At 35.5% G+C, this 23,550-nt stretch carries 19 protein-coding genes; 7 read left to right on the forward strand and 12 right to left on the reverse strand.

Annotated features, from left to right (window positions below):
• Nucleotides 1-114 precede the first annotated feature (114 nt).
• The 6 genes from ICJ84_RS07915 to ICJ84_RS07940 are packed head-to-tail and all read right to left on the reverse strand — an operon-like array spanning nucleotide 115 to nucleotide 5,273.
• Complete coding sequence (locus ICJ84_RS07915) at nucleotides 115-600, reverse strand: ABC transporter ATPase (protein ID WP_188215832.1); 486 nt, start codon at nucleotides 598-600, stop codon at nucleotides 115-117.
• A gap of 39 nt (nucleotides 601-639) precedes the next feature.
• A complete protein-coding gene (locus ICJ84_RS07920) occupies nucleotides 640-1,434 on the reverse strand; it encodes a (Fe-S)-binding protein (protein WP_188215833.1) in 795 nt (264 codons plus the stop codon).
• A 32-nt stretch (nucleotides 1,435-1,466) separates the two neighbouring features.
• A complete protein-coding gene (locus tag ICJ84_RS07925; protein ID WP_241748722.1) occupies nucleotides 1,467-1,841 on the reverse strand; it encodes a hypothetical protein in 375 nt (124 codons plus the stop codon).
• A 7-nt stretch (nucleotides 1,842-1,848) separates the two neighbouring features.
• The gene (locus tag ICJ84_RS07930) at nucleotides 1,849-3,156 is read right to left on the reverse strand and encodes a (Fe-S)-binding protein (RefSeq protein ID WP_188215834.1); all 1,308 of its coding nucleotides are present in this window, start codon (nucleotides 3,154-3,156) and stop codon (nucleotides 1,849-1,851) included.
• A 6-nt stretch (nucleotides 3,157-3,162) separates the two neighbouring features.
• Nucleotides 3,163-4,098, reverse strand: a complete 936-nt coding sequence (locus ICJ84_RS07935; protein WP_188215835.1) for an MlaD family protein — start codon at nucleotides 4,096-4,098, stop codon at nucleotides 3,163-3,165.
• A 50-nt stretch (nucleotides 4,099-4,148) separates the two neighbouring features.
• On the reverse strand, nucleotides 4,149-5,273 hold the full coding sequence (locus ICJ84_RS07940) for an N-acetylmuramoyl-L-alanine amidase family protein (protein ID WP_188215836.1): 1,125 nt from the start codon (nucleotides 5,271-5,273) through the stop codon (nucleotides 4,149-4,151).
• A 193-nt stretch (nucleotides 5,274-5,466) separates the two neighbouring features.
• On the opposite strand from ICJ84_RS07940, the gene ICJ84_RS07945 reads away from it, so the two are divergent.
• A complete protein-coding gene (locus tag ICJ84_RS07945) occupies nucleotides 5,467-8,244 on the forward strand; it encodes a putative LPS assembly protein LptD (protein WP_188215837.1) in 2,778 nt (925 codons plus the stop codon).
• 64 nt (nucleotides 8,245-8,308) lie between these two features.
• A complete protein-coding gene (locus ICJ84_RS07950) occupies nucleotides 8,309-8,689 on the forward strand; it encodes a RidA family protein (RefSeq protein WP_188215838.1) in 381 nt (126 codons plus the stop codon).
• A 7-nt stretch (nucleotides 8,690-8,696) separates the two neighbouring features.
• Here ICJ84_RS07950 and ICJ84_RS07955 read toward each other — a convergent pair whose 3' ends face one another.
• Complete coding sequence (locus ICJ84_RS07955) at nucleotides 8,697-10,112, reverse strand: ATP-binding protein (protein WP_188215839.1); 1,416 nt, start codon at nucleotides 10,110-10,112, stop codon at nucleotides 8,697-8,699.
• A gap of 135 nt (nucleotides 10,113-10,247) precedes the next feature.
• Between ICJ84_RS07955 and ICJ84_RS07960 the strand changes: the two genes are divergently transcribed.
• On the forward strand, nucleotides 10,248-11,288 hold the full coding sequence (locus ICJ84_RS07960) for a GMP reductase (protein ID WP_188215840.1): 1,041 nt from the start codon (nucleotides 10,248-10,250) through the stop codon (nucleotides 11,286-11,288).
• Between the two features lie 14 nt (nucleotides 11,289-11,302).
• Here ICJ84_RS07960 and ICJ84_RS07965 read toward each other — a convergent pair whose 3' ends face one another.
• From ICJ84_RS07965 to ICJ84_RS07985, 5 genes are all read right to left on the reverse strand, one after another.
• Nucleotides 11,303-12,523 carry an ATP-binding cassette domain-containing protein gene (locus tag ICJ84_RS07965; protein ID WP_188215841.1) on the reverse strand — a complete coding sequence of 407 codons (1,221 nt, stop codon included), beginning with the start codon at nucleotides 12,521-12,523 and terminating at the stop codon, nucleotides 11,303-11,305.
• 10 nt (nucleotides 12,524-12,533) lie between these two features.
• Nucleotides 12,534-13,397 carry an N-acetylglucosamine kinase gene (locus tag ICJ84_RS07970; protein ID WP_188215842.1) on the reverse strand — a complete coding sequence of 288 codons (864 nt, stop codon included), beginning with the start codon at nucleotides 13,395-13,397 and terminating at the stop codon, nucleotides 12,534-12,536.
• 90 nt (nucleotides 13,398-13,487) lie between these two features.
• Nucleotides 13,488-14,489 carry a type I glyceraldehyde-3-phosphate dehydrogenase gene (gene gap / locus ICJ84_RS07975; RefSeq protein WP_188215843.1) on the reverse strand — a complete coding sequence of 334 codons (1,002 nt, stop codon included), beginning with the start codon at nucleotides 14,487-14,489 and terminating at the stop codon, nucleotides 13,488-13,490.
• Between the two features lie 17 nt (nucleotides 14,490-14,506).
• Nucleotides 14,507-15,493: a 6-phosphofructokinase gene (gene pfkA, locus ICJ84_RS07980; RefSeq protein WP_188215844.1), complete on the reverse strand. Its 987-nt coding sequence runs from the start codon at nucleotides 15,491-15,493 to the stop codon at nucleotides 14,507-14,509.
• Nucleotides 15,494-15,658: 165 nt separating this feature from the next.
• Nucleotides 15,659-20,005: a translocation/assembly module TamB domain-containing protein gene (locus tag ICJ84_RS07985; RefSeq protein ID WP_317173661.1), complete on the reverse strand. Its 4,347-nt coding sequence runs from the start codon at nucleotides 20,003-20,005 to the stop codon at nucleotides 15,659-15,661.
• Nucleotides 20,006-20,304: 299 nt separating this feature from the next.
• Between ICJ84_RS07985 and tsaD the strand changes: the two genes are divergently transcribed.
• The 4 genes from tsaD to ICJ84_RS08005 are packed head-to-tail and all read left to right on the forward strand — an operon-like array spanning nucleotide 20,305 to nucleotide 23,358.
• Nucleotides 20,305-21,327: a tRNA (adenosine(37)-N6)-threonylcarbamoyltransferase complex transferase subunit TsaD gene (gene tsaD / locus ICJ84_RS07990; RefSeq protein ID WP_188215846.1), complete on the forward strand. Its 1,023-nt coding sequence runs from the start codon at nucleotides 20,305-20,307 to the stop codon at nucleotides 21,325-21,327.
• 25 nt (nucleotides 21,328-21,352) lie between these two features.
• Nucleotides 21,353-21,991 (forward strand): peptidylprolyl isomerase, encoded by a 639-nt coding sequence (locus ICJ84_RS07995; protein WP_188215847.1) that lies wholly within the window; start codon nucleotides 21,353-21,355, stop codon nucleotides 21,989-21,991.
• Nucleotides 21,991-22,707, forward strand: a complete 717-nt coding sequence (locus ICJ84_RS08000; protein ID WP_188215848.1) for a 16S rRNA (uracil(1498)-N(3))-methyltransferase — start codon at nucleotides 21,991-21,993, stop codon at nucleotides 22,705-22,707. Before ICJ84_RS07995 ends, ICJ84_RS08000 begins: the two co-directional genes overlap by 1 nt.
• Before the next feature lie 9 nt (nucleotides 22,708-22,716).
• Nucleotides 22,717-23,358 (forward strand): DUF4159 domain-containing protein, encoded by a 642-nt coding sequence (locus ICJ84_RS08005; RefSeq protein ID WP_188215849.1) that lies wholly within the window; start codon nucleotides 22,717-22,719, stop codon nucleotides 23,356-23,358.
• Nucleotides 23,359-23,550 lie beyond the last annotated feature (192 nt).

The raw sequence follows: 23,550 nt of genomic DNA on the forward strand, positions 1-23,550 counted from the left end.
TAGGTAAACCATAATAACCATGCCAAAATAACACTTTTAGCAGTAAAATCGAAGGATTTTAATATAGATTTATATTAATTTCCATGGTATAATTAATTAAAAGATTATATACGATTATTTTAAAAAGCGACTATGCCAGCTTTCGCTTGCAGGCACTTCCCAGTTTTCATTAAAATCGGCAATATTAGCCACTAAATTATTGAAAACAATAGTATTTTTAGACACGGCTTTATCCTTGGCCATTTGTTTAAAATCGGTAAGCGTCTTGTAAGCTATAAAATCGCCTTGCTTATACGACACATTCATTTTATCCATTAAATCGACTTTATAGTCTTCCTCTAATTGTTGAATAAAACGCACCGAAGCATCTATAGAACATCCTGTCGCCTTATTTAAATTCTGATTTAAACCTATAACAATGAATCGTTTGTATTTAATAAGATACCCTGCATTTAAATCGCTTCCGTGCGCCGTCCAATTCTCGATGAATACGTTTAATTTTTCTTCTATTTCTGTAATCTCCTGATCGGTAAACGAACGATTTGCCTGATATATCCAAACTCGAGACTCCTCTGGTAATGTATTAAAATCTACTAGCATTTTTTTGTTTTTTAATTTGAAATACGATGCGTTACTGCATTATAAATTTTGTGCATTGGCAATCAATTCCGCCACATCTAATACCGAAATATCGGCATCTTTTTCTTTAACTTTCACTCCATCGGTCATCATGGTATTGCAATATGGGCAACCAGTAGCAATAATATCTGGATTAGTTTCCAAGGCATCTTCGGTTCTTAACACATTAATATCTTTATCTCCTTTTTCCGGTTCCTTGAACATTTGCGCTCCACCGGCACCGCAACACAGCGCTGTTTTTTTATGACGCTTCATCTCCACCAATTCTACACCCAAAGTTTGCAACAAAGCCCTTGGTGCTTCGTAAACATCGTTAGCGCGGCCTAAATAACATGGATCGTGAAAGGTAATACGTTTGCCTTTAAACGTGTTTTCACGTTCTAATTTTAAACGTCCAGATTGAATCAATTCATCTATAAATTGTGTATGGTGTTGCACTTGATAGTGTCCTCCAAGCTGCGGATACTCATTTTTTAAAGTATTATAAGAATGAGGACAAGCGGTTACGATGCGTTTAATGTCGTAGGCATTTAAAATTTCTATATTGGTTACCGCCTGCATTTGAAATAAAAATTCATTTCCCGCACGCTTAGCCACATCGCCAGTACAGCTTTCTTCGGTTCCTAAAACAGCGAAATCGACATTGGCTTTATTTAGAATTTTAACGAAAGCTCTGGTTATTTTTTTTGCTCTATCGTCATAACTTCCAGCTGAACCTACCCAAAACAAAATTTCGGGCTGTCTGCCTTCGGCCATACATTCTGCCATACTTGGCACCTTAAGTACTTCGCTCATTAGATATTCTTTTTAAATAAAGACCAACGTCTTTATTTTGGTTGTTCGTTTATGGTTAAAACGGAATCCTGCATGATATTATCTTCCCGCAATCTTGCAAAATCCTTTTTCGCTATTCTAATATAAAGGGCGTGACGAAAAACGCCACTTGGCATTCTGAATTTATTATCGTTTCTTACAAAGTAAGTGCGTCTTAGCGCCTCATTTCCTATTTGTTCCTTCTGAAATTCTGAACAATAATCACAAAACACCTTTTTCACTCGTATATCCTGAGCCCAATAATTCTCATATTCGACTTCTGTATACACTTTAATTTGTAATGAATCTTTTTTGTATCCAACCTGTGCCGAAACGTTTTTAAATAAAAACATTAAAATTAACGTTACTATGGCGGTTGAGCACTTCATAATTCATCTATTCGTCTTTCCAGTTTAATCGGTCCATTTGGCTGTATGGCCAGGGTGCACCGTTGTTCTCAATATTAGTCATCATGTTATTCAACTCGGTTGGTGCAGCACTTTGCTCCATAACTAAATAACGTCGCATTTCTAAAATTATTGATAATGGATCGATACTTACCGGACAAGCCTCTACACAAGCATTACAGGTTGTACAGGCCCAAAGTTCTTCGGTTGAAATATAATCGCCTAATAATTGTTTTCCGTCGGCTTTAAATTCACCATTATTAGCATCAATGTTTTTACCAACTTCCTCTAAACGGTCGCGGGTATCCATCATAATTTTTCGTGGGGATAATTTTTTCCCTGTTAAATTCGCCGGACATTCGCTTGTACAACGTCCGCACTCGGTACAGGTGTAAGCATTTAATAACTGAACCCAGCTTAAATCCTGCACATCACTGGCTCCGAATTTTTCTGGCATCGCCGGTTCGGTTCCTTCTGCTGGTGCAGCAAACGGATCAATATTCGGATCCATCATCATTTTCACCTCGTTGGTTACCGACTCTAAATTATTGAATTGCCCTTTTGGCGCTAATTTCCCATAATAGGTATTCGGGAATGCCAATAGAATATGTAAATGCTTTGAAAAATATAAGTAATTTAAGAACACTAAAATTCCAACAATATGGAACCACCAAGCACCTCTTTCAATGAAGTGAAGTGTACCTTCTGAAAAACCACCAAACCAAGGTGCGATAAACTGACTAATAACATTCCCTGAATTCATTGCTTGAAAATGCACATCGGCAGCATTCATCACTAAAAACAAAGTCATTAATACCATTTCGAAATACAAAATGAAATTACCATCGTTTTTAGGCCAGCTGGTCATTTCAGCTTTCCAGAAACGTTTCAGCTTAATAATATTTCTTCGAATCCAGAATACAATAACCGATACAAAAACTAATAACGCTAAAACTTCGAAAGCTCCAATTAAAAATCCATAAGTTGCTCCGATTCCTGAAAAAATACGATGCGTTCCGAATAACCCATCGATAATAATTTCTAACACTTCAATATTAATAATAATGAAGCCCAAATACACAATAATATGTAAAATACCAGCTACCGGCCTGCGTACCATTTTACTTTGTCCTAAGGCAATCATGGCCATGCTTTTAAAACGCTCTGATTTATTATCGCTTAGATCGACATCACGTCCTAATTTTATATTACGTATTAGCTTCTTTACATTTTTAGCAAAATAGCCAATACCAGCAGCTAATATGACAGCAAAAAGTATATTTGGCAAGTATTCCATTAGTAATTAGTTAGTTTCTTCTTCGTTGGTGTACGGAATTTCCTTTTTCGATAATATTCTGAAATAACGTTTTGGGTGCAGTTTTATATCTCTAAGCAACTCTTCCATTTCTTTGGTTGCACCTTCTATATTGTTGTATAAACCTTCGTCTTTTAGCAACTTTCCAAGAGTTCCTTCACCCTGATCAACCGAAGCCAATACACTTTGTAAACTTTCCAAGGTTTTATTTAATGAGGCTATTGTAGTTCCCATATCGGCTTCTTTTAAGTCGGACATCATTACTGATAAATCTTCGCTTGTAGATTTGAAATTAACAAGGGTTTCTTCAATGGTTTTCTTGTTGTTAACTAAATATCCATTGATGTGTAAAGAAGTTGCTTCAAACGCTTTTAAAGTTTCATTTAACTGCGCTACAGTATGTCTTAAACCTTGTTCCGACTGATCGTTAACCACTTTATTTAAGCTAACAATTAAAGAGTCGGCTGATTTTAACGTAGAATTTAAATCCATACTTAAACCTGAAAAATTTTTCGAAAGACTGGTTACCAATCCCATTTCAACTTCTGATTTTAATTTATCACCAGGTTTCGCTTGTTCTCCTTCTTCACTTACTAAAATAGCCAAACCGTTACCGCCCATAAGTCCGGTTTCGTACATTCTTATGGTGGAATTCTTTGAAAATTTCAAATTAGGATTAACCGTAAAAGCGACATGCGTTTTTCCTGTTTCGAAATCATAAGAGATATCCTGAACTTTACCTACGGTGTTACCTTTCACCGTAACTATTGAAGATTTGGTTAATGCGTTATAATCGAAATCGGTGTAATACACATCTTCTACATCGAGTAAATTATGTCCCTTTAAGTAATTGAAACCAAAAATAAAAAGAACAATTCCTAATACTACTAATACGCCTGTTTTAACTTCTCTTGATATTTTCAAAGTATATGATTTAGTTGCACAAATTTAAAATAAATTTAAAAAGAACGCTTTTAATTAGCAGTTGTTTTTAACGCCTCGGCAAGGCTAATTTTTTTTCCGTCTTTAAAAGCTACAATAAAACTCGACTTGTAGCCTTTTTGCTTAGCCACTTCTTCCTTTTGCTTTATTTGATTGTAATCGGAAGTACTCGAATAAAAATACTTATACAAACTGCCTTCTTTAATTCTGGAAATATCATCTAATCCTTTAAAGTTATACGGTTTTGGATCTAATGCTTTAGAACTGGCCGCAATTTGAATTTTAAAGGTGATATCGTTATGAATATCTGCTGCCGCAACTTGCGTCTGGGTTTCTTCCTCATGAACTGTATCTTCTAAAAAAGCATATTCCCCAACATTCCCGTCAATAATATGTTTGTATTCTAAAATAGCATCGGCAACCGCCGTAGACATTTCACGCTGACCTTTTGAAGAATTCAAATATCCTCCTTCTTCTTTGTAAGTTAAAAATCCGGTTTCTATCAATACACTTGGCATAACGGTTTGGTGCAACACAATAAATCCAGCTTGCTTCACGCCACGGTCTTTACGTTTTAATCTATTTGTAAATTTCTTTTGAATTAAGCTTGCTAACTGAATACTTTGATCTAAATACTCTTCCTGACTTAATAGAATACTCATCACAGACTCCGGTGAATTCGGATCGAAGCCCCCATATTTTTGTTCGTAATCGCTCTCTAAGAAAATCACCGAGTTTTCCTTTTTAGCAACTTCAAAATTCGTTTGATTTCTATGCGTTCCTAACACAAAGGTTTCTGTTCCGTGCGCTGCCGAATGGTGCGCATTACAATGTACCGAAACGAACAAATCTGCATCCGCTTTATTGGCAATCTGACCGCGTACAAATAAATCGACAAACACATCTGATTTGCGTGTATAAACCACTTTTATGTCGGGATTCTTTTCAATCATCTTACCAACTTCCAGTACTATTTTTAATGCAATATCTTTTTCTTTAAAACCATTACCCATATTCCCCGGGTCGTGCCCACCATGACCAGCATCCAACACCACCACAAATTTGCCACGGTCATCACGGTCTTCAATCGGTTTGAAAGAAGAAAATGTTAATACTAGTATAAAAGATACGAAAAGTAATAGGCAGTTCGTTTTCATTTGGTAAATCATTTTATTAAAAAATTAAGGTATGGCATAATTATAGCTGCAACTCTAACTAAAATCTAAAATTAGGTATGTTTTAAATTTTAACGCATAAAAAACACCCTTTATTACACTAATAAATTGTGCTTACGTTTAATTTTAAAATTTAATTAAATTATAAATCAATCACAGAAAAATATATGTAATTTTGGCTTTTCAAAAACCGAGCCATACTTTTACAAAAATACATTTAAAAGCGTTGCATACAAACAACTTTAAAATACTTTTTGCATTAAGTTTTACAGTGTTTATAAACACGTTAAGCTTCGCACAAGACATCCCGAAAAAGGGTAAAACCATTGAACGAAGTAAAGAAACATTAACTATTAATGCCGATAGTATTATTGCCCCAGAACTATCAGAGAAATCGCAAGACACCACCTTAACCGACTCTGTTAAACCTAAAAAAGAATTACTGGAGCACACAGTAAAATACCACGCTACAGACTACACCAGGTTTAATAAAACTGAACATAAGCTATACTTACATAACGAAGCCACTATTGATTACGGCGATATGAATATTGCTGCGGGAACAATTGTTATCGACTACACGAATAATACCGTTCATGCCAAAGGGATTACCGATACTATAAACGGCTACACTCAAAAACCTGTTTTTACCCAAGGAAGTAATGTCGTTGAACCTGATTCTATCATTTTCAATACAAAAACCAAAAAAGCTTTAATATATAATTCGCAAACCGAACAAGGTGAAGGTACTGTTATTGCTAAAGTGACAAAAAAACAAAACGATTCGGTTTACTTTTTAAAGGAAGCTAAATATACCACTGCTGAAGATTTAGATGATCCGGAATATTATTTCAGACTTCGAAAAGCTAAAATTGTACCGGGAAAGAAAATCGTAACCGGATTTACCAACCTATACATTTATGATGTTCCTACGCCTGTAGCCTTACCATTTGGGTTCTTTCCGCAGTCAGAAAAGCAAACCTCGGGACTTATTATTCCTAGTTTTGGTGAACAAAACAACCGCGGTTACTTTTTACAAAATGGTGGATACTATTTCGCCATTAGTGATTATGTAGATTTGGCTGTTTTAGGAGATTACTATACCAATGGTAGTTACGGTATGCGCTTGGAAAGTACTTATGCAAAACGCTATAAATTTAGAGGAAATGTTGGTTTCAGATACGAAAACCTGATCACCAGCGAACGCGGATTCCCAGATTACGCCCGAAATACGATTTACAACATTCGTTGGTCGCACAGTCAAGACTCAAAGGCTAGTCCGAATTCCAGATTCTCAGCATCGGTTAACTTAGGTAGCAGTAAATATTACCGAAACTCCATTAACCAGATTAACTCTGGTTCCTTTTTAAATAACACTTTAGCATCATCAGTTTCGTACTCCAAAACCTTTTTAGGAGAACCATCGGTGAATTTCAGTTTAACGGCAACACACTCGCAAAACACGAATACAGAAACCATTAACATGACCTTACCAACTTTTCAAGGTAGTGTTGGTAGAATTTATCCGTTTGTTCCGAAAACAGGATCAAAAAAAGGAATCTTTCAGAACATCAACTTGCAATACAGCGTTCGTGGAGAAAACCGCATTTCAACCACGGATGAGTTTTTCTTTAAAAGTGAAATGTTTGACGATGCGCGTGCCGGATTTCAACACAGTATTCCATTAAGTACCAACTTTAAGTTGTTTAAATATTTTAGCGTCAGTGCCAGTACAAACTACAACGAGGTTTGGACTTTTAAAACTGAAAAACAAACTTACAATGCTTTTGAAAAACAAAAAGAAACAGAAACTCTAAATGGATTTGATGCCTTTAGAACTTATAATTTCAGCACCAGTTTAGGTACTACGGTTTACGGTATGTTTAACTTTGAAAAAGAAGGCACAGACCGAAAAATCAAAGCCATTCGTCATGTGGTTCGTCCTTCCATTAGTTATAATATTAACCCGGCTTTCGATAAATATTATGAAACTGCTGAAGTTGTTAATGCCGACGGATTAACCCAAGGGGAACTTGATGCTATTTATGAAAATGTAAACCTAGAATATTCTCGTTTTCAAAATGGCATTTTCGGCTCACCTAATAAAAACTTCTCCAGTTCAATGGGAATTTCGGTATCTAACAACTTAGAAGCCAAAGTTCGAGATAAAGATTCCACTGCAACCGAAGCTAAGAAAATAATTCTGTTAAACAATTTAAACTTTTCAACCTCTTACAATTTTGCAGGAGACTCATTGCAATGGAGTCCTGTAAGAATGAGTGGTGGCACGCAATTCTTTAATAATAAAATGAGTGTTAACTTTGGCGCGACTTTAGATCCTTACGCCTTAGATAACAACAACAACCGTATTGATAAATTTAATTTTGATAACGGCGGGAGTCTTTTTAGATTAACCAGTGCAAACTTAACCACCAGCTGGTCTATTTCAAGTAAAAATGGCAAATCCAAAGATAAAAGCAATGACCGTGGTATTCAGGAAAATATTCGTAGTGGTGGTCGTGATGACGATATGTTTGGTGTTTCTGAAGATTTTGCCAATCAGCAGTTCAGTGAAGAAGGCGAAGAAAGTGATGATGCTGAAAACGGATTGTACAGTTACAGCATCCCGTGGAGTTTGCGTATTGCTTATGCGGTAAACTACTCGAACTCGAGACGTGAAAATCAGATTTCGTCGCACTCTCTGATGTTTTCTGGAGACGTAAAACTATCCGACAAATGGTCTATCGGTTACTCATCTGGATATGACTTAAAAAATGCTGGTTTTACCTATACCCAGTTGCGTTTTGAACGCGATTTAAAAAGTTGGCGTATGAATTTTAGCTGGATTCCGTTTAGCGATAGAACCTCTTGGAATTTCTTTATTGGCATCAAATCTAGTATGCTGAAAGATTTAAAATACGAGAAACGCAGACAACCAGATATTCAACTATAATCAACTCATAGCTTTTTCTAAAAACCTACAGACTTCAGTCTGATTCTTAAATAATAAACAACAGATGAAACAAATAATCACAACCACAAAAGCTCCGGCTCCTATTGGTCCATATAACCAAGCAATTTTAAGTGGAAACACACTTTATACTTCAGGACAAATCGCATTCAATCCTGAAACCGGAGAATTAATTTTAGACGATATTAAAACGGAAACCAAACAGGTTATGGAAAACCTTAAAGCCGTTTTAGAAGCTGCAAATATGACGTTTGAAAATGTAGTAAAAGCATCTATTTTCATTAGCGATATGGGAGAGTTTGTTAACATTAACGACGTTTATGGAAGCTACTTTAATGAAGCTACAGCGCCTGCTCGTGAAACTGTTCAAGTGGCGTGTTTACCTAAAAATGTAAATGTGGAAATTAGTGTTATTGCAGTTAAATAAGCTGTAACTAACTTACTTTTTCTTGAGCTAAAAGGTATTTTACCAAAATATCTTTTAGCTTATACACATCGATTGGTTTAGACAAAAAAGCATTCAAACCAAACGCTTTCACTTTCAGTTTATCTTCTTTAAAATCACTTGCCGAAACTGCTATAATCGGCGTTTTATTAGTCTGATATTTTCTCGTTTCTTTAATCGATTTTGTCGCTTCAAATCCATCTAAACCGGGCATGTACAAATCCATAAAAACCAAATCGAAGTCCAGTATTCTATAAAGTTCAACAGCTTCTACTCCATTTTTCGCAAAAGTACAATCGACACCCTGCTGCTCTAATAAATATTTAAGAACACGTCGATTCATACGACTATCTTCAGCTACCAAAACATGTCGTTTTTTAGAAAGTAGCGGTTTAAAAGCTTTCGTTTCAACCTTAATATTTAGTGTCTTTTTCAACTGTAAACTAAAATAAAACGTCGTCCCTTCGTTTTCCTGTGTTTCGATTTTCAACTCTCCTCCCATCAACTTTACCAATTTATGGCAGGTCGACAAGCCTAAGCCTCCGCCTCGATATTCTTTAGTTAAAATAGTGGATTGATTCTTAGAACTATCAAAAATCTGTTTTACTTTATCCGTGGGCATACCAACACCGGTATCCTTGATATAAAAGGTGATAATTTGATCATCTTCTATACTCACCGATTGATCTACAATTATTGAAATTTTGCCCTTATTGGTGAATTTAATCGCATTATTCACCAGATTGACCAACACTTGCTGAATTCGTAAGGTATCACCAATTAGTAAATACTTTGATGCATTAGATTTTAAAAACTGATAATCGAAAGTCAGGCCTTTTTCCCAAGACTGATAATCAAACACTTTAAATAAATTAGTCAACTCGGCATTCAAATCGAAAGCGACTTCGTTTAAAATAACATCTCCATTATTTACTTCATAATTACTTGAAAACATATTCACCAGCTGATGCATGTACTTCGAAGAAATATTAGCAATTTCCAACTGCATATGCTGTGCTTCATCTAAATCCGTTTTCTTAAGCATCTCCAACATGCCTAATACGGTACTAAGCGATGTTCTTAACTCATAACTGATGTTCGCTAAGTACTCGGCACTAAAATCGGCTTCCTTATTAGCTTCTGTTAACTTCTTTTTTAAGTCTTCAATTAAGGTTTTCGAATGTTTTCGTTTAGTTCTATTCTTTAATTCATTTTTATAAAAAATCTGAAGTAGTAAAATCTGAACAATCACCAGTGCAAATAAAATAATGACTATCGTTTGTAACGGAAGTTTTTCATCTACGAAACAATATCCCAAAACAATAACAGCGGCAATACACATCAATATAATTGAAGAAATTACGGTTTTTAATTTTACCGGTTTTTTGTTCGGGACAAATCGCATTTAAAAAGTATTTTAACAAACATATCCATAATTATATGAATTAACAAGTGTATTACAAGCATTTAAGCCGGTTTAAATATTTTGTTTTCTTTAAATTTATGACAAGATACATTTCCTAACCCTAATCTGTTAAATATGCGAATAGAATATGATATAAAACTCGGATTTAAAGATGTTATGATTCGTCCGAAACGATCGACTTTAAAAAGCCGATCGGAAGTTAGTCTAGAACGCGAATTCAAATTTTTACATAGCCCTTTCGAGTGGACAGGCATTCCCATTATGGCTGCCAATATGGATACCGTAGGGACCTTTGAAATGGCCAAAGCCTTATCGGAAAAACAACTCTTTACTGCCATACATAAACACTATTCTATTACCGACTGGAATGTATTTTCTTCCAATTTACCTCAAGATATTGAAAACTACATCGCTGTAAGCACAGGAATAAGTCATCAGGACTCCGAAAAGCTCGCCTCGATTTTTAAACTCAATCCATATCTAAAATTCATCTGCATAGATGTCGCTAATGGCTATTCTGAACATTTTGCTGAATTCGTTAAGAAAACACGTGTTTTATATCCCGACAAAGTTATTATTGCCGGAAATGTCGTGACCGGTGAAATGGTTGAAGAGCTCTTACTTTCTGGAGCCGATATTGTTAAAGTGGGAATTGGCCCAGGATCGGTTTGTACAACACGTGTAAAAACCGGTGTTGGGTATCCGCAACTGTCTGCAATAATAGAATGTGCCGATGCTGCTCATGGTTTGGGCGGACAAATCATTAGTGATGGCGGCTGTACCATTCCCGGAGATATTGCCAAAGCCTTTGGGGCTGGTGCCGATTTTGTAATGCTTGGAGGTATGCTTGCCGGACACACCGAAAGTGGAGGCGAACTCATAGAAAAAAATGGTAAACCTTACAGAAAATTTTATGGTATGAGCTCATCGACCGCTATGGAAAAACATGTAGGCAGTATTGCTGAATACCGCGCCAGTGAAGGTAAAACCGTTGAAGTCCCTTACCGTGGCGATGTTGAAAATACAGTTCAGGATATTTTAGGCGGACTACGAAGCACTTGTACGTATGTAGGGGCGAAACGCTTAAAAGAATTAACCAAACGCACCACTTTTATTCGTGTAAACGAGCAAGAAAATCGCGTTTATACGGAATAATCAAATATCAAACTTTAATCAACCACACCCCCTGTTGAACCTGTTTCACATGGGGTTAATTGGTATATAAAATCGGGGGTTAAACCCGCTTCTTTTCGGTGGGACACGTACAGAATAGCCGTTTCGGTTTCTGAAGCAATTTTATTAATAAGTTGGGTAAACAAGCGCACATCGGCATCATCTAAACCATTAGTTGGTTCATCTAAAATAAGTAATGGCGGATGCTTTACCATGGCTCTGGCAATCAACACCAGACTTTGATAACCTTTAGATAGTGATAAAAAATCCTGCTTTCTGATATCGAACATATCTAAAACGCGCAACCAATGTTGTGCTATTTTAATCTGCTCGTTCGTTGGCGTTTTATACAATCCGATAGTATCAAAAAAGCCGGAAACAATCATATTTCCAATGGAATCTAATCGTGTAAATCCACGTAACATATCTGATGAAAAATAGCCGATTTTCTGCTTAATCTCCCAAACACTCTCTCCACTACCCTTCTTAACTCCAAAGAGTACAATATCCTGACCAAAAGCCTTTGGATTATCGCCAAAAATCATGCTAAGAATTGTACTTTTTCCAGAACCGTTTGGCCCCATGAGTTGCCAGAATTCACCCTTTTTGATTTCCCAATCGATTTTATCGAGAATGTGTCGCGCTCTGTAGTTAACCGAAACCTTAGTGAATTTTACAATGGGATTGATTTCTTCTGAAACAGGTCGATAAGCCTTTGGCAATTCTTCTACAAAAATTTCTTGATTGTTTTCAGCTTTATACTCGGTATTAAATTCAACAAACTTATCCCCTTCAAAATGATAAATTTGTTCAATAAACGGTAGAATATCTTCTTTACGCTTGGTAATTTGTAGAATTCTAACCTGATTACTTACCTTATCTAGCTTCCGAGCGATTTCTGCCTGAGCTTCAATATCTAAATTCCCAAATACATTATCAACAATAATGGATTCGGTATTTTGAGATATGATATGATTTAAAAGTGCTCTTTTCCGTTCACCTTGTGATGAATTCCCCAAAGCATTCCCAGTTGGTGTTACCACTGGACAAGTGCCGTGAATACGCTCTTCCTGAATTAACTTATTAATAGTTATTTCTGAAAATAGTGCCGACTTAGATTTTGAAAAGCCACTTACAATAGTTCCATTTTGAATACGATCAATAAGGTCTTGTTTACGATCTTTATTAGAGATATAAATCGCAATATGAGTATTCAAAAGACTATGCTTATTTTAGATTCTTAACATGAAAATCTACTAAACCTTCAATTGGTCTGCGCTCGAAGTTACCTACTTTAAAGCCCATCTCTTCGGCTACCTGTATAATTTCTTCTTTGGCAAAATAAGCAATAGACCCAGCAAAATGTACCGGTACAGTCTTTAATTCTTCTGCATATTGGAAAATCATAGTTTCGACAAATAGACGAATCCCTTTTTTAATCAATTCCACACAATACTCCGAATCTTTATTTAAGAACATGAATTCAGCAAAGTGCGCCAAATATGCATTCGGATTTGGCTTTTTATAAAGGTTGTATTTAATATAATCGGTATCCATGTTGTACTTACTTTCGAAAGCCACACGAATATTTTCAGGCATGTTATTGAAGTAGTAATCTCTGATTAACTGGCGTCCAAAATAGTTTCCGGAAGCATCATCCATAATGATATACCCTAAAGAATTAACAGTTTGATGCAATACTTTACCGTCGTAATAACTACAGTTAGATCCGGTACCTAAAATACATACAACAGCAGCCTCAGTTTGAGTATTAATGGTAGAAAACACAGCTGCCATGGTATCTTCATGCACATGCACTTCTGCATTTACAAACACTTCCTGTAACACCCCTTTGACTATATTTTGTGGTTTTTCGGTACCACAGCCGGCACCATAGAAAAATATATGAGACACAATTTTCCTATTGGCTTTTAAGTCCTCATGACCTTTAATAATCTTTTTTATTTTCTTATCGGATATAATTTCTGGATTAAGACCTTTTGTACGCATCTTTTCCAGCATTTTATTACCTTTTCTATCTACTGCTATCCAGTCTGACTTTGTAGAGCCACTATCAACAATTAAAATCATGAGTTTTTAAATAAAAAACTCCACAGACCGTTGTGTTTTGTTTACAATAACCTGTGGAGTTGTTAATACTATTATAATATACTTATTAAATTATATTTTGCTTATATGTTGAGCAAGATCGATTAATTTAGTTGAATAACCAAATTCATTATCGTACCAAGATACTAATTTAAAGAAATTATCATTTAAAGCAATACTTGCATCAGCATCGAAGATACTTGTTAATGATTCAGAAACAAAATCTTGAGACACAACTGCTTCTTCAGTATATCCTAACACACCTTTTAAAGGTCCGTCTGCTGCTGCTTTTAAAGCGGCTTTAACTTCATCCCAAGATGCTGCTTTCTCAGTTCTTACCGTTAAATCTACCACAGAAACGTCTGGAGTTGGAACACGGAACGCCATACCTGTTAATTTTCCGTTTAATTCAGGAATTACTTTACCTACGGCTTTAGCTGCACCTGTTGAAGAAGGAATAATGTTAGCCAATGCGCTACGACCACCTCTCCAGTCTTTTCTAGAAGGACCATCAACAGTCATTTGCGTTGCAGTAGTTGCGTGAACAGTAGTCATTAAACCTTCAACAATACCAAAGTTATCGTTAATTACTTTAGCTAATGGCGCTAAACAGTTTGTAGTACAAGATGCGTTAGATACGATTGTGTGCTCTGCTGTAATTTTATCGTGGTTCACACCCATTACAAACATTGGTGCATCTGCAGATGGTGCAGAAATAGCAACTTTCTTAGCTCCGGCAGTGATGTGCTTTTGAGCACCTTCTAAAGTTGTGAAGATACCAGTACAATCTAAAACAACCTCAGCGCCTACTGCATCCCATTTTAAATCTTCTGGGTTACGTTCTGCAGTAATTCTGATTTCGTTTCCGTTTACTACTAAGTTTCCGTTTACGATCTCAATAGTTCCGTTAAAACGACCGTGAACAGAATCATACTTTAATAAGTATGCTAAGTGCTCTACGTCTAATAAATCGTTGATTCCTACTATTTGTATATCTGGTCTTGAAGCTGCTACTCGAAAAGCAATTCTACCTATTCTTCCAAATCCGTTGATTCCTAATTTTAATTTTGACATAATCTTGTTTATAAATGTTAAGTGCTCATGATATCTGAGACACGCAATAATTCTAAATTAATTTTTGTTTTTCCTTTAATCGCTTTTTCAATAGGCGTAAGCTCCATTTTTCCGTTTAATAAGCCCACCATGTAATTGCTTTCACCTTTTAATAAGGATTCTACAGCTTTCACACCCATTCTACTCGCTAAAACACGATCGAAACACGACGGTGCGCCACCACGTTGCATATGTCCTAACACAGAAACTCTAACATCGTAGCCTTCCATATTTTGATCAACATAATCTTTCAATTCGAAAATATTCTTCCCTATTTTATCACCTTCAGCTACAACAACAATACTTGATGACTTCCCTGATGTTCTACTTCTATTTAAAGAATCTACTAAACGATCTAAACCTAAATTTTCTTCAGGGATTAATATCTCTTCGGCACCACCAGCAATACCGGCATTTAACGCAATATGCCCCACGTCGCGCCCCATAACCTCAATAAAGAATAATCGGTTATGTGAACTCGCTGTATCGCGTATTTTATCAATGGCATCAACCACTGTATTTAAAGCAGTATCAAACCCTAAAGTATGGGTTGTTCCGTAAATATCGTTATCAATAGTACCCGGAATTCCCATAACTGGAAATCCGAATTCCTGATTAAAAATCATAGCACCAGTAAACGACCCGTCTCCTCCAATAACCACCAGGCCATCGGCTCCAACTTCATTAAGCTTTTGATAGGCTTGTTTTCTGCCTTCTTCGGTTCTAAAACGATTTGAACGCGCAGACTTTAAAAATGTTCCTCCTTTATTAATAATGCCTTTTACACTACGTGCAGTAAGTTCTTCGAAATCGCCATCAATTAACCCTTCATAGCCACGATAAACTCCCAGACATTCTATGTTATGGTAAGAGCAGGTTCTAACAACTGAACGAATGGCTGCATTCATTCCCGGAGAGTCCCCTCCAGAGGTTAAAACTGCAAGTTTCTTTATTTTATTCGACATAAATTGATTAGTATATGAGAGTAAAATTAGTAAAGAAAAACCATATATCTATGGCATTTATTGCATTTTAATGAGCCTTTTAAAACTATAACGTTTTAGTTAATAAAAAAAACAATTAAAAGCTGAAAAAATGTGATTTCCGAAATGTAAAAAGGTGATTTGTTTCTACTTAGAACTTTTTAAACGAATAAATTCTGGAATAGCGCTTTCCTCCTGTTCTTCTGTATTTTCAATTAGCACAGGATCTGGTTTTTCTGATTTTTTAAACAAACTCTGAATCAATTCTTTGAAGGTATCAAAATCAACACTGTAAGACACTCCCACACCTTGGGTATACCCTATGGCTTCACCAAAATTACGAATGCTATTCTCCCTGTTGAAAACTGTAGCCGTTAAAGTGCCGTCTTCGTTCAACAGAAAGTCAATTTCAACATCTCCCGCAATCACAGTTTCAGTAGCTCCAGCTCCTCCTACCGGCACTCCAACCTTACCGTTAATCAAAACGCGATCAGTGATTTTAGTTTGAAGGGTCACACCAAAACGATCGCCGGTTTGATAGTCGGGTCTGTTTGAACCCGCTTCGTAATTTAAGCCGACGTTTAATTTGCTATCTCCAGAGGTAAATATACCATTAATAATACCATTAAGTCGATCTGCTATGGTTCCTGAGAAGTTCAGTTCGCTTAATCCTCTTGAGAATGACCCTGTGGAAATCAAATATAAAGCCTGATTTTGTCTGTCGTCTGACGATTCCAAACTATACTGAAGCTCTGATCTGATAGTAGAATTCACATTAGGAAACTTAAAACTAAACTCCGGATTAGGTTGTTCCAGATCTCCGGTTAAATCGATATACAATTCTACCGGAATACTTCTGTTAATAGGGTTTTCTAATAATGGTGACGGATTCGTTTGTTCTTTTAATACCGCCTGCATATTAATTTGCGCCTTTAGCGGATCGCCTTCCCAGGCAATAGTTCCACCAGGTTGCACATTGAATTCCTTTTGAATTAATCCACCGTAAGCAAAATTATAAACCCCTTCGAATACAGAGAAATCTCCAAACATATTAAATTTTCCATTGGTATTGATTTCCACCAGTAAACCACCACTACCACGCCCCTTGAGCGAGTGTCCTGAGTTCTTGTCTATAATAATTTCCAACTCGGCATCTTGAGTAACGTCTAAATCAAAATCCAATTCCAAACCTTCAATTTCATTAAAAATAAGATCTTTTCCATTGCGTCGTGCTTCTTTTTCTTCTTTAGTAATAAAATGGATGTATGTGTTGTCACCAAAAGACTCGGTATCGCTTAACGGAATTTTAAACACCGTTCCCGGTTTGGTTTCACCTAAAACGCTTATCACAAGTTGCTCTGTTGGTCCTTTTAACGTGGCATATCCGCCCATAAATCCAGTACCATAATATAAAGCATCTTCCGTTTCTTTAGTGTCTAAGACCAATAAATTAGGGGTTCGTATATCTAAATCTAAACTCCAGTTAGAAAAATTCACATGACTTATCGAACCGTTTAGTTGGCCTTTGGAATTGTATTTACTATCTGAAATTTGAATTTTATTAAACATGAACGTCTGATCGGTTAATGAAACCGACGAGTTTTGGGCAAAATTGTAATCAACATTTAAATATGGAATTCCTAAACCGGCATCATTCAGTTTTAAATCTCCATTGATATCGGGTTTATTTAAATTACCCACCACGTGTACAACACCCGTTACCAGTCCCCGAATATTAGACAGAACATCTTGTAGTAACGGATTTAAAGGCTGTAAATTAAAATCGGTAAACTCTAAATTCACATCAATACTCGACTGCTCTCCCAAAGCATTAATATCACCTACCGCTCTAAACGACTTTTTCTCATCGTCTTTTATTGAAATATCAACGTTATAATTTGTCAGATTTTCATTTCCTGTAATTGAAGCATCAAACGACCCTAAATCGAATCGGTTTACTTTAAAATCTTCAATAACAATGGTGGAATTTGGCAAGTAACTTCCGTTTTGCTGCAAAATATCGAGTTTTCCATTCACGCGACCTTCCAGAGATAAACTATCAATATCGGGCACAATTTTAGATAAACTTACATTCTTAAAATCTAACTTTATATCCTTTTGCGTCGAGTCTTTAATCATACCCGACAGTTTCACTTCTTCACTTCCATGACTTATAACAAACTTATCGATATCGAATGCTGAAGATGCCTTATCAAACGACACTTTATTATTATGGTCATTCTCCTCGTTTATATACCAGGTGTAATCTTTTATAGTGAAATCGGACTTTTTAAATCCTATTACCGATTTATTCTCTTCGTTAATGGTGTGATAAAAACTTAAATTAAAAATGTCTTTATTACGCTTACCACCCTGAAACTCGGTACGCATAAACAACGTATCGTTTACTGTTACGTTAATCAAACTGAACTTTGAAACGTCGTAATATTTAGTATTTAAACTGTCGGCTTCTACATAAGCATTAAAAAGCGGATTACTATTATCAACCTGCAACTCGATATTATTGGCAAAATAGTCCAGTAATTTTATTTCAGGTGATCTAAAAGTTAATCTAAATTGACTCTCATCACTTTCTACCCGACCTCTAATAAATGTATTTTTCCCCAATTCAACTTCGGGATAAAACACCTCAACAATCTTATTGTATATTTTAAAACTGAAGTCAATACTTTGATCGGTAGACACTTTATAGGGTTCGTAATTAGTATAAATGTAACCCAGCGAATTTTGAAATAATTTCTTTAAGTCTTTAAATTTGAAGTTTCCTTTTAGTTCGCCTTCAACAATGTCGGGAGAGTTAATTCCGATGTAACGCATGTTATTTTCAAAGCGTGAAAAAACTTCAAACTTGTCAAATCTATAAGTATCGTTTTGATTTCTGTAAGACGTGTTTTCGAATACCACCCGACCATAAGCATCATCGTAACTACTAGCATTCATATTCATTTTAACCTCACTTCTAAAAATTGAAATGCTATCCTTTTTTATAAAGTTCAGAACATTTAAATTCGCATAACCTACATTGGCTACGAAATCGTACTTACTCACTTTATCAGAGAAATCTACTAACCCTAAGAAATTCAGTTTTAAATTCTTATCCGTTGAAATTAAATTTCCATCGAAAATTTTATTTCTAACATTTCCAGCCACCTTAATACCGTGATAATTATAGCCGTTGTAAAACACCTCAAATACATCTCCCTTCACTTGAGTATTAATAGTTTCGGAAACAAAACCTTTACCTTTCACATCAAAGTTTAATGACGCTTCGCCTATATCTTCTGATTCCAAAAAGGTTCCGAAATCGAATTTTTCAAAAATGATATTCCCTTTATAGGAAGCATTATCAATATCATTAATCTTAGTGATTTCCAAATCGGAATCCACGAAACCAAGATCGGTATCAATTTTAACATCGGCCACAACTGTTGAAGCCGTAACCTGTGTATTTCCTGTAATTCGGAATTGCCCCAAGCGATCTAAGGTCGACGGAATCGATTTCCCTAAAACATTCGGCAATAAGGCTTTTAAATCATTATAGGTTGATGTTAAATTAGACAAATACGCGTTCATGGAGAAATCACCCTCGGCTGTACTAAAAAGGTTTTTAAAATTTATATTTCCATAAATTCGGGTATTTCTACTCGTATTTAGCCGTAAATTTTTCGTTTGTAAATCATTTAAAGTTCCTGATAAGTTGACACTAAAACGTGCCTCTTGCCCTGTGCCAAACTCATCGTAAAAGGTGTTTAACTCATCTAAAAGTAACGAAGAGTCTTCAAAACTCGCGGTGATTAAAACTTTATCGGTAAAATACTGAAGATCTTCTCGTAAATATTCGAATTTCAAATCCCCTTTTAATCTCGAATTAGGTGTTTTAACATCCAGATTCGCAAACGTCATATCAGACAGTGTATAGGCAAAATTCGTACTCAAATTTTTCACTGACACGCCACGACTATCAATAAAATTAAGGGTGTTAATACGCGTACTAACATCACTTCCGTTAATTAAAAAGTTAGTTGCGTTAATATTTAAATTATAAAATTCAACTAGTTTAGTCGTTTCTTTATTCTCATCTAAAAGTCTGAAAACAGCATCGTAAATAGAGACATCACTGGACGACATTAAAAAACTACTTTTTTCACTTCTTGGGTTGTCGTCTTCAAATTTATTTACAAAGACATCTAAATTGGTTTCTGTGGCATCTTTATAGGTTACGATATTAAACACCAAACCTTCTAAATCAATATCGCCAAAAACCAGTTTTCCTTCATATAAATTTTTAAAACTTACAATAGAAGTATTCAACTCAGAAACACTAATTAAAGTATCCTGCTTATAATCCTGAATATAAATATCTTTTAACTCAATATCGCCATTAAGCTGCATACTTACCCGGTCGATATTAATATTGGTTTTAAACTCCTCGTTAAGTGTTTTTGTAGCATAATTCCCCAGCTGAGTTTGCACAAAAGGAATTGTTAACACCAATACCAAAATGATGAACATCAGCACAAATAGCGCTAAAAGCTTTAGTATTATTTTGAGGACTTTTTTGATATGCCGTTAAATTAAAATTCTGAAAAAAATAAGATTCTGTTTATCGTTTACAGGCTTAAGCTTCTTTCGAATCTTAAGCAAACCACATTCACCATTTTTACATTTCTATTAATAAAATAATTAAGTAGTTTTGTATTTACGTTGAAAACAATAAAACAGACGGCTTATTGGTTTTCAAAATTAACAATTATTATGCCTAAATCTTATTAATGGCGACACAAAATATTTACATTCTTGGAATTGAGTCTTCATGTGATGATACAGCTGCGGCTGTAATGCATAACGGACGTATTTTAAGTAACATTATTGCAAACCAAAAAATACACGAAGAATACGGTGGTGTGGTGCCGGAACTGGCTTCTAGAGCACACCAACAAAATATTGTTCCTGTGGTACATCAGGCCTTAAAGAAAGCCGGAATTACCAAAGAACAACTAAACGCTATTGCCTTTACGAAAGGTCCAGGTTTAATGGGATCCTTATTAGTAGGCACCTCGTTTGCAAAATCTCTGGCTTACGGTTTAGATATTCCGTTAATCGATGTGAACCACATGCAAGGTCATATTCTGGCACATTATATTGATGAAGACGGATTTGAAAAACCACCTTTTCCGTTTTTAGCAATGACCATCTCTGGAGGTCATACCCAGATTGTACGATGCGATAGTTATTTTGATATGACGGTAATTGGCGAAACTATTGATGATGCCGTTGGCGAAGCTTTCGATAAAAGCGGAAAAATTCTAGGTTTAGGCTACCCAGCCGGGCCTGAAATTGATAAACGTGCCAAATTAGGAAATCCGAAAGCCTTTAAATTCACTAAACCTAAGGTTGACGAATTAAACTTCAGTTTCTCTGGATTGAAAACAGCCATTTTGTATTTCATTCAGAATGAAACTAAAAACAATCCGAATTTCGTTGAAGAAAACCTGAACGATATTTGCGCATCCATTCAGTATACCATCATTAGCATTTTAATTGACAAGCTAAAACTGGCTTCTAAAGAAACCGGCATTAAACATATTGCTATTGGTGGCGGTGTATCGGCTAATTCAGGTATTCGTCAGGCTTTAAAAGATGGAGAGAAGAAATTTGGGTGGACCACCTACGTTCCTAAATTTGAATTCACTACCGATAATGCCGCAATGATTGCCATTGTTGGTCATTTAAAATATTTAGAACAAGAATTTGCCGACCAAAGTGTAGCAGCTTCAGCTAGATTAAAAATTTAAGTTTTATAAACCCCAAACAACCTCTATGATTAAAAAACTACTTACCTACAGCTTGTTTTGTTTTACTGTTTCTGCTTTAGCGCAAACAGCAACCGAAGACGATTTGATTGCCATTGAGAGCACAAAACAAGTGGACTCATTTTTACAAACAAAAAAACACAAAGGCAACAAAATCGTTGTTTTTAATGAAGAAAAGCACAAAACTATTTTGGCTAAAGAACTCTTTAGCATGTCTCGAGGTGCTGTAAAAACGAAAGAAAATGAATTTGAAAAAACCTTTTACAAGGTTCTTGAAAAAAATAAAACACCATATTACCGGGTAAGCTATATTTACTTAGATGGTAACAAACTTTCTGAAAGTGATATTATTAATTTACGTTCAGAAATTATTAAAAAGTACAATAACGGTATTCCGTTTTCGTATTTGGCCAAGCAATATTCTATGGATGATTATGCTAAAAAAGGCGGAGATTTAGGTTGGTTTACTGAAGGAAAAATGCCCATGATATTTGAAACCGAAGTCATAAACGGAGGTCACGGCTTAGAAGATATTTTCAGCATCGACATACCCGAAAACAACGCATATTATCTAGTATTACAAACACATGAACCTAAGCATATTGCTGAAATAAAAGTTTTAAAAATTGTTGAAGCTATAAACTAATGCAGTTATTTTATAATCCAGACATAACCGAAAATACCACACAATTTTCTTTTGATAAAGAAGAAAGCAAACACATTGTAAAAGTCCTTCGAAAAAGCATTGGAGACACCTTGCATATTACTAACGGACTTGGCTGGTTGTTTACTGCCGAAATTACGGTAGCCGATATAAAAAACTGTTTAGTTAACATAACCTCAAAAACGCTACAACCAAAGCGCAACTGTAATTTGCATTTGGCTGTAGCGCCTACAAAAATGAATGATCGCTACGAATGGTTTTTAGAAAAAGCCACCGAAATAGGCATTGAAAGCATTACTCCTGTATTTTGCGACCATAGTGAACGTAAAGTCATTAAAGCTGACCGATTTGAAAAAATCCTACAGTCCGCCATGAAACAATCACTAAGTTGCTACCTGCCTAAACTTAAGGAAGCCATCTCGTTCAAAGAATTCATTTCTCAGGATTTTGAAGGCCAAAGGTTTATTGCTCATTGTGAAGAAACCGACAAAAAATCCTTGAAACAGGAATTAAAACCCAACACTAACTTGACTATTTTAATAGGTCCTGAAGGTGATTTTAGTACGAAAGAAATTGAATTGGCTATTGCAAGTAAATTTATTCCTGTAACTTTGGGTGAAACCCGATTACGAACCGAAACCGCAGCTATTGTAGCTTGTCATAGTGTGGCCTTTGTTAACGAAACCAGCAACGGGTAATCTAAACTTATGAAACGACTACTACCTATATTTGTATTACTGCTTTCTTTGGTATCATTTGGACAAGAACTCGCATTTTTAAAATATAAAGGAGGTGGCGACTGGTATGGTAACCCAACATCTTTACCAAATTTAATTGCGTTTTGTAATCAAAATATTAACACGCAAATGAATCCGAAACCACAAACTGTTGATGTTGATAGTCCGGATTTATTTCAGTTTCCTTTAGTCCACATGACAGGGCATGGTAATGTCTTTTTTAGTGATAATGACGTTGAAAACCTCCGTAATTATTTAATCTCTGGAGGTTTTTTACACATCGATGACAATTACGGTATGCAACCTTATATCACGAAAGAACTTAAAAAAGTATTCCCCGATAAGGATTTAGTAGAATTGCCTGCCAACCACGAGATTTTCAATGTAGCCTTTCCTTTTCCTGATGGTTTACCTAAAATTCATGAGCACGATGGCAAGCGCCCTCAAGCCTTTGGGTTATTTCATGAAGACCGCTTGATCCTTCTGTTTACTTTTGAAAGCGATTTAGGTGATGGCTGGGAAGATCCTGAAATTCATAACGACCCTGAAAATGTTAGAGAAAAAGCTCTAAAAATGGGTGCTAATATTGTTAAATATGCTTTTGAACATTAGAAATTCTAATTATACAAATGCGAGGATTAATTGAAATACTAATGGATATTTTTTTTAATCCAAAGGAAGGAAACATATGGAAGAGTATTTTTTACATCATTCTTAAAATTTTTATTCTTATCGTCATTTTTTCCATTCTTTATTCATTAATAATCAAATTACATAAACACCGCATAAGTACCAACAAACTTT

This window comes from Aestuariibaculum suncheonense (assembly GCF_014596935.1).
Lineage (GTDB): Bacteria > Bacteroidota > Bacteroidia > Flavobacteriales > Flavobacteriaceae > Aestuariibaculum > Aestuariibaculum suncheonense.

What these genes read in the sequence shown, in the direction of transcription:
- ICJ84_RS07915 (WP_188215832.1), bottom strand. Translation starts at nt 600, where the DNA reads ATGCTAGTAGATTTTAATACATTACCAGAGGAGTCTCGAGTTTGGATA.
- ICJ84_RS07920 (WP_188215833.1), bottom strand. Translation starts at nt 1,434, where the DNA reads ATGAGCGAAGTACTTAAGGTGCCAAGTATGGCAGAATGTATGGCCGAA.
- ICJ84_RS07925 (WP_241748722.1), bottom strand. Translation starts at nt 1,841, where the DNA reads ATGAAGTGCTCAACCGCCATAGTAACGTTAATTTTAATGTTTTTATTT.
- ICJ84_RS07930 (WP_188215834.1), bottom strand. Translation starts at nt 3,156, where the DNA reads ATGGAATACTTGCCAAATATACTTTTTGCTGTCATATTAGCTGCTGGT.
- ICJ84_RS07940 (WP_188215836.1), bottom strand. Translation starts at nt 5,273, where the DNA reads ATGAAAACGAACTGCCTATTACTTTTCGTATCTTTTATACTAGTATTA.
- ICJ84_RS07950 (WP_188215838.1), top strand. Translation starts at nt 8,309, where the DNA reads ATGAAACAAATAATCACAACCACAAAAGCTCCGGCTCCTATTGGTCCA.
- ICJ84_RS07955 (WP_188215839.1), bottom strand. Translation starts at nt 10,112, where the DNA reads ATGCGATTTGTCCCGAACAAAAAACCGGTAAAATTAAAAACCGTAATT.
- ICJ84_RS07960 (WP_188215840.1), top strand. Translation starts at nt 10,248, where the DNA reads ATGCGAATAGAATATGATATAAAACTCGGATTTAAAGATGTTATGATT.
- ICJ84_RS07970 (WP_188215842.1), bottom strand. Translation starts at nt 13,397, where the DNA reads ATGATTTTAATTGTTGATAGTGGCTCTACAAAGTCAGACTGGATAGCA.
- gap (WP_188215843.1), bottom strand. Translation starts at nt 14,489, where the DNA reads ATGTCAAAATTAAAATTAGGAATCAACGGATTTGGAAGAATAGGTAGA.
- pfkA (WP_188215844.1), bottom strand. Translation starts at nt 15,493, where the DNA reads ATGTCGAATAAAATAAAGAAACTTGCAGTTTTAACCTCTGGAGGGGAC.
- tsaD (WP_188215846.1), top strand. Translation starts at nt 20,305, where the DNA reads ATGGCGACACAAAATATTTACATTCTTGGAATTGAGTCTTCATGTGAT.
- ICJ84_RS07995 (WP_188215847.1), top strand. Translation starts at nt 21,353, where the DNA reads ATGATTAAAAAACTACTTACCTACAGCTTGTTTTGTTTTACTGTTTCT.
- ICJ84_RS08000 (WP_188215848.1), top strand. Translation starts at nt 21,991, where the DNA reads ATGCAGTTATTTTATAATCCAGACATAACCGAAAATACCACACAATTT.
- ICJ84_RS08005 (WP_188215849.1), top strand. Translation starts at nt 22,717, where the DNA reads ATGAAACGACTACTACCTATATTTGTATTACTGCTTTCTTTGGTATCA.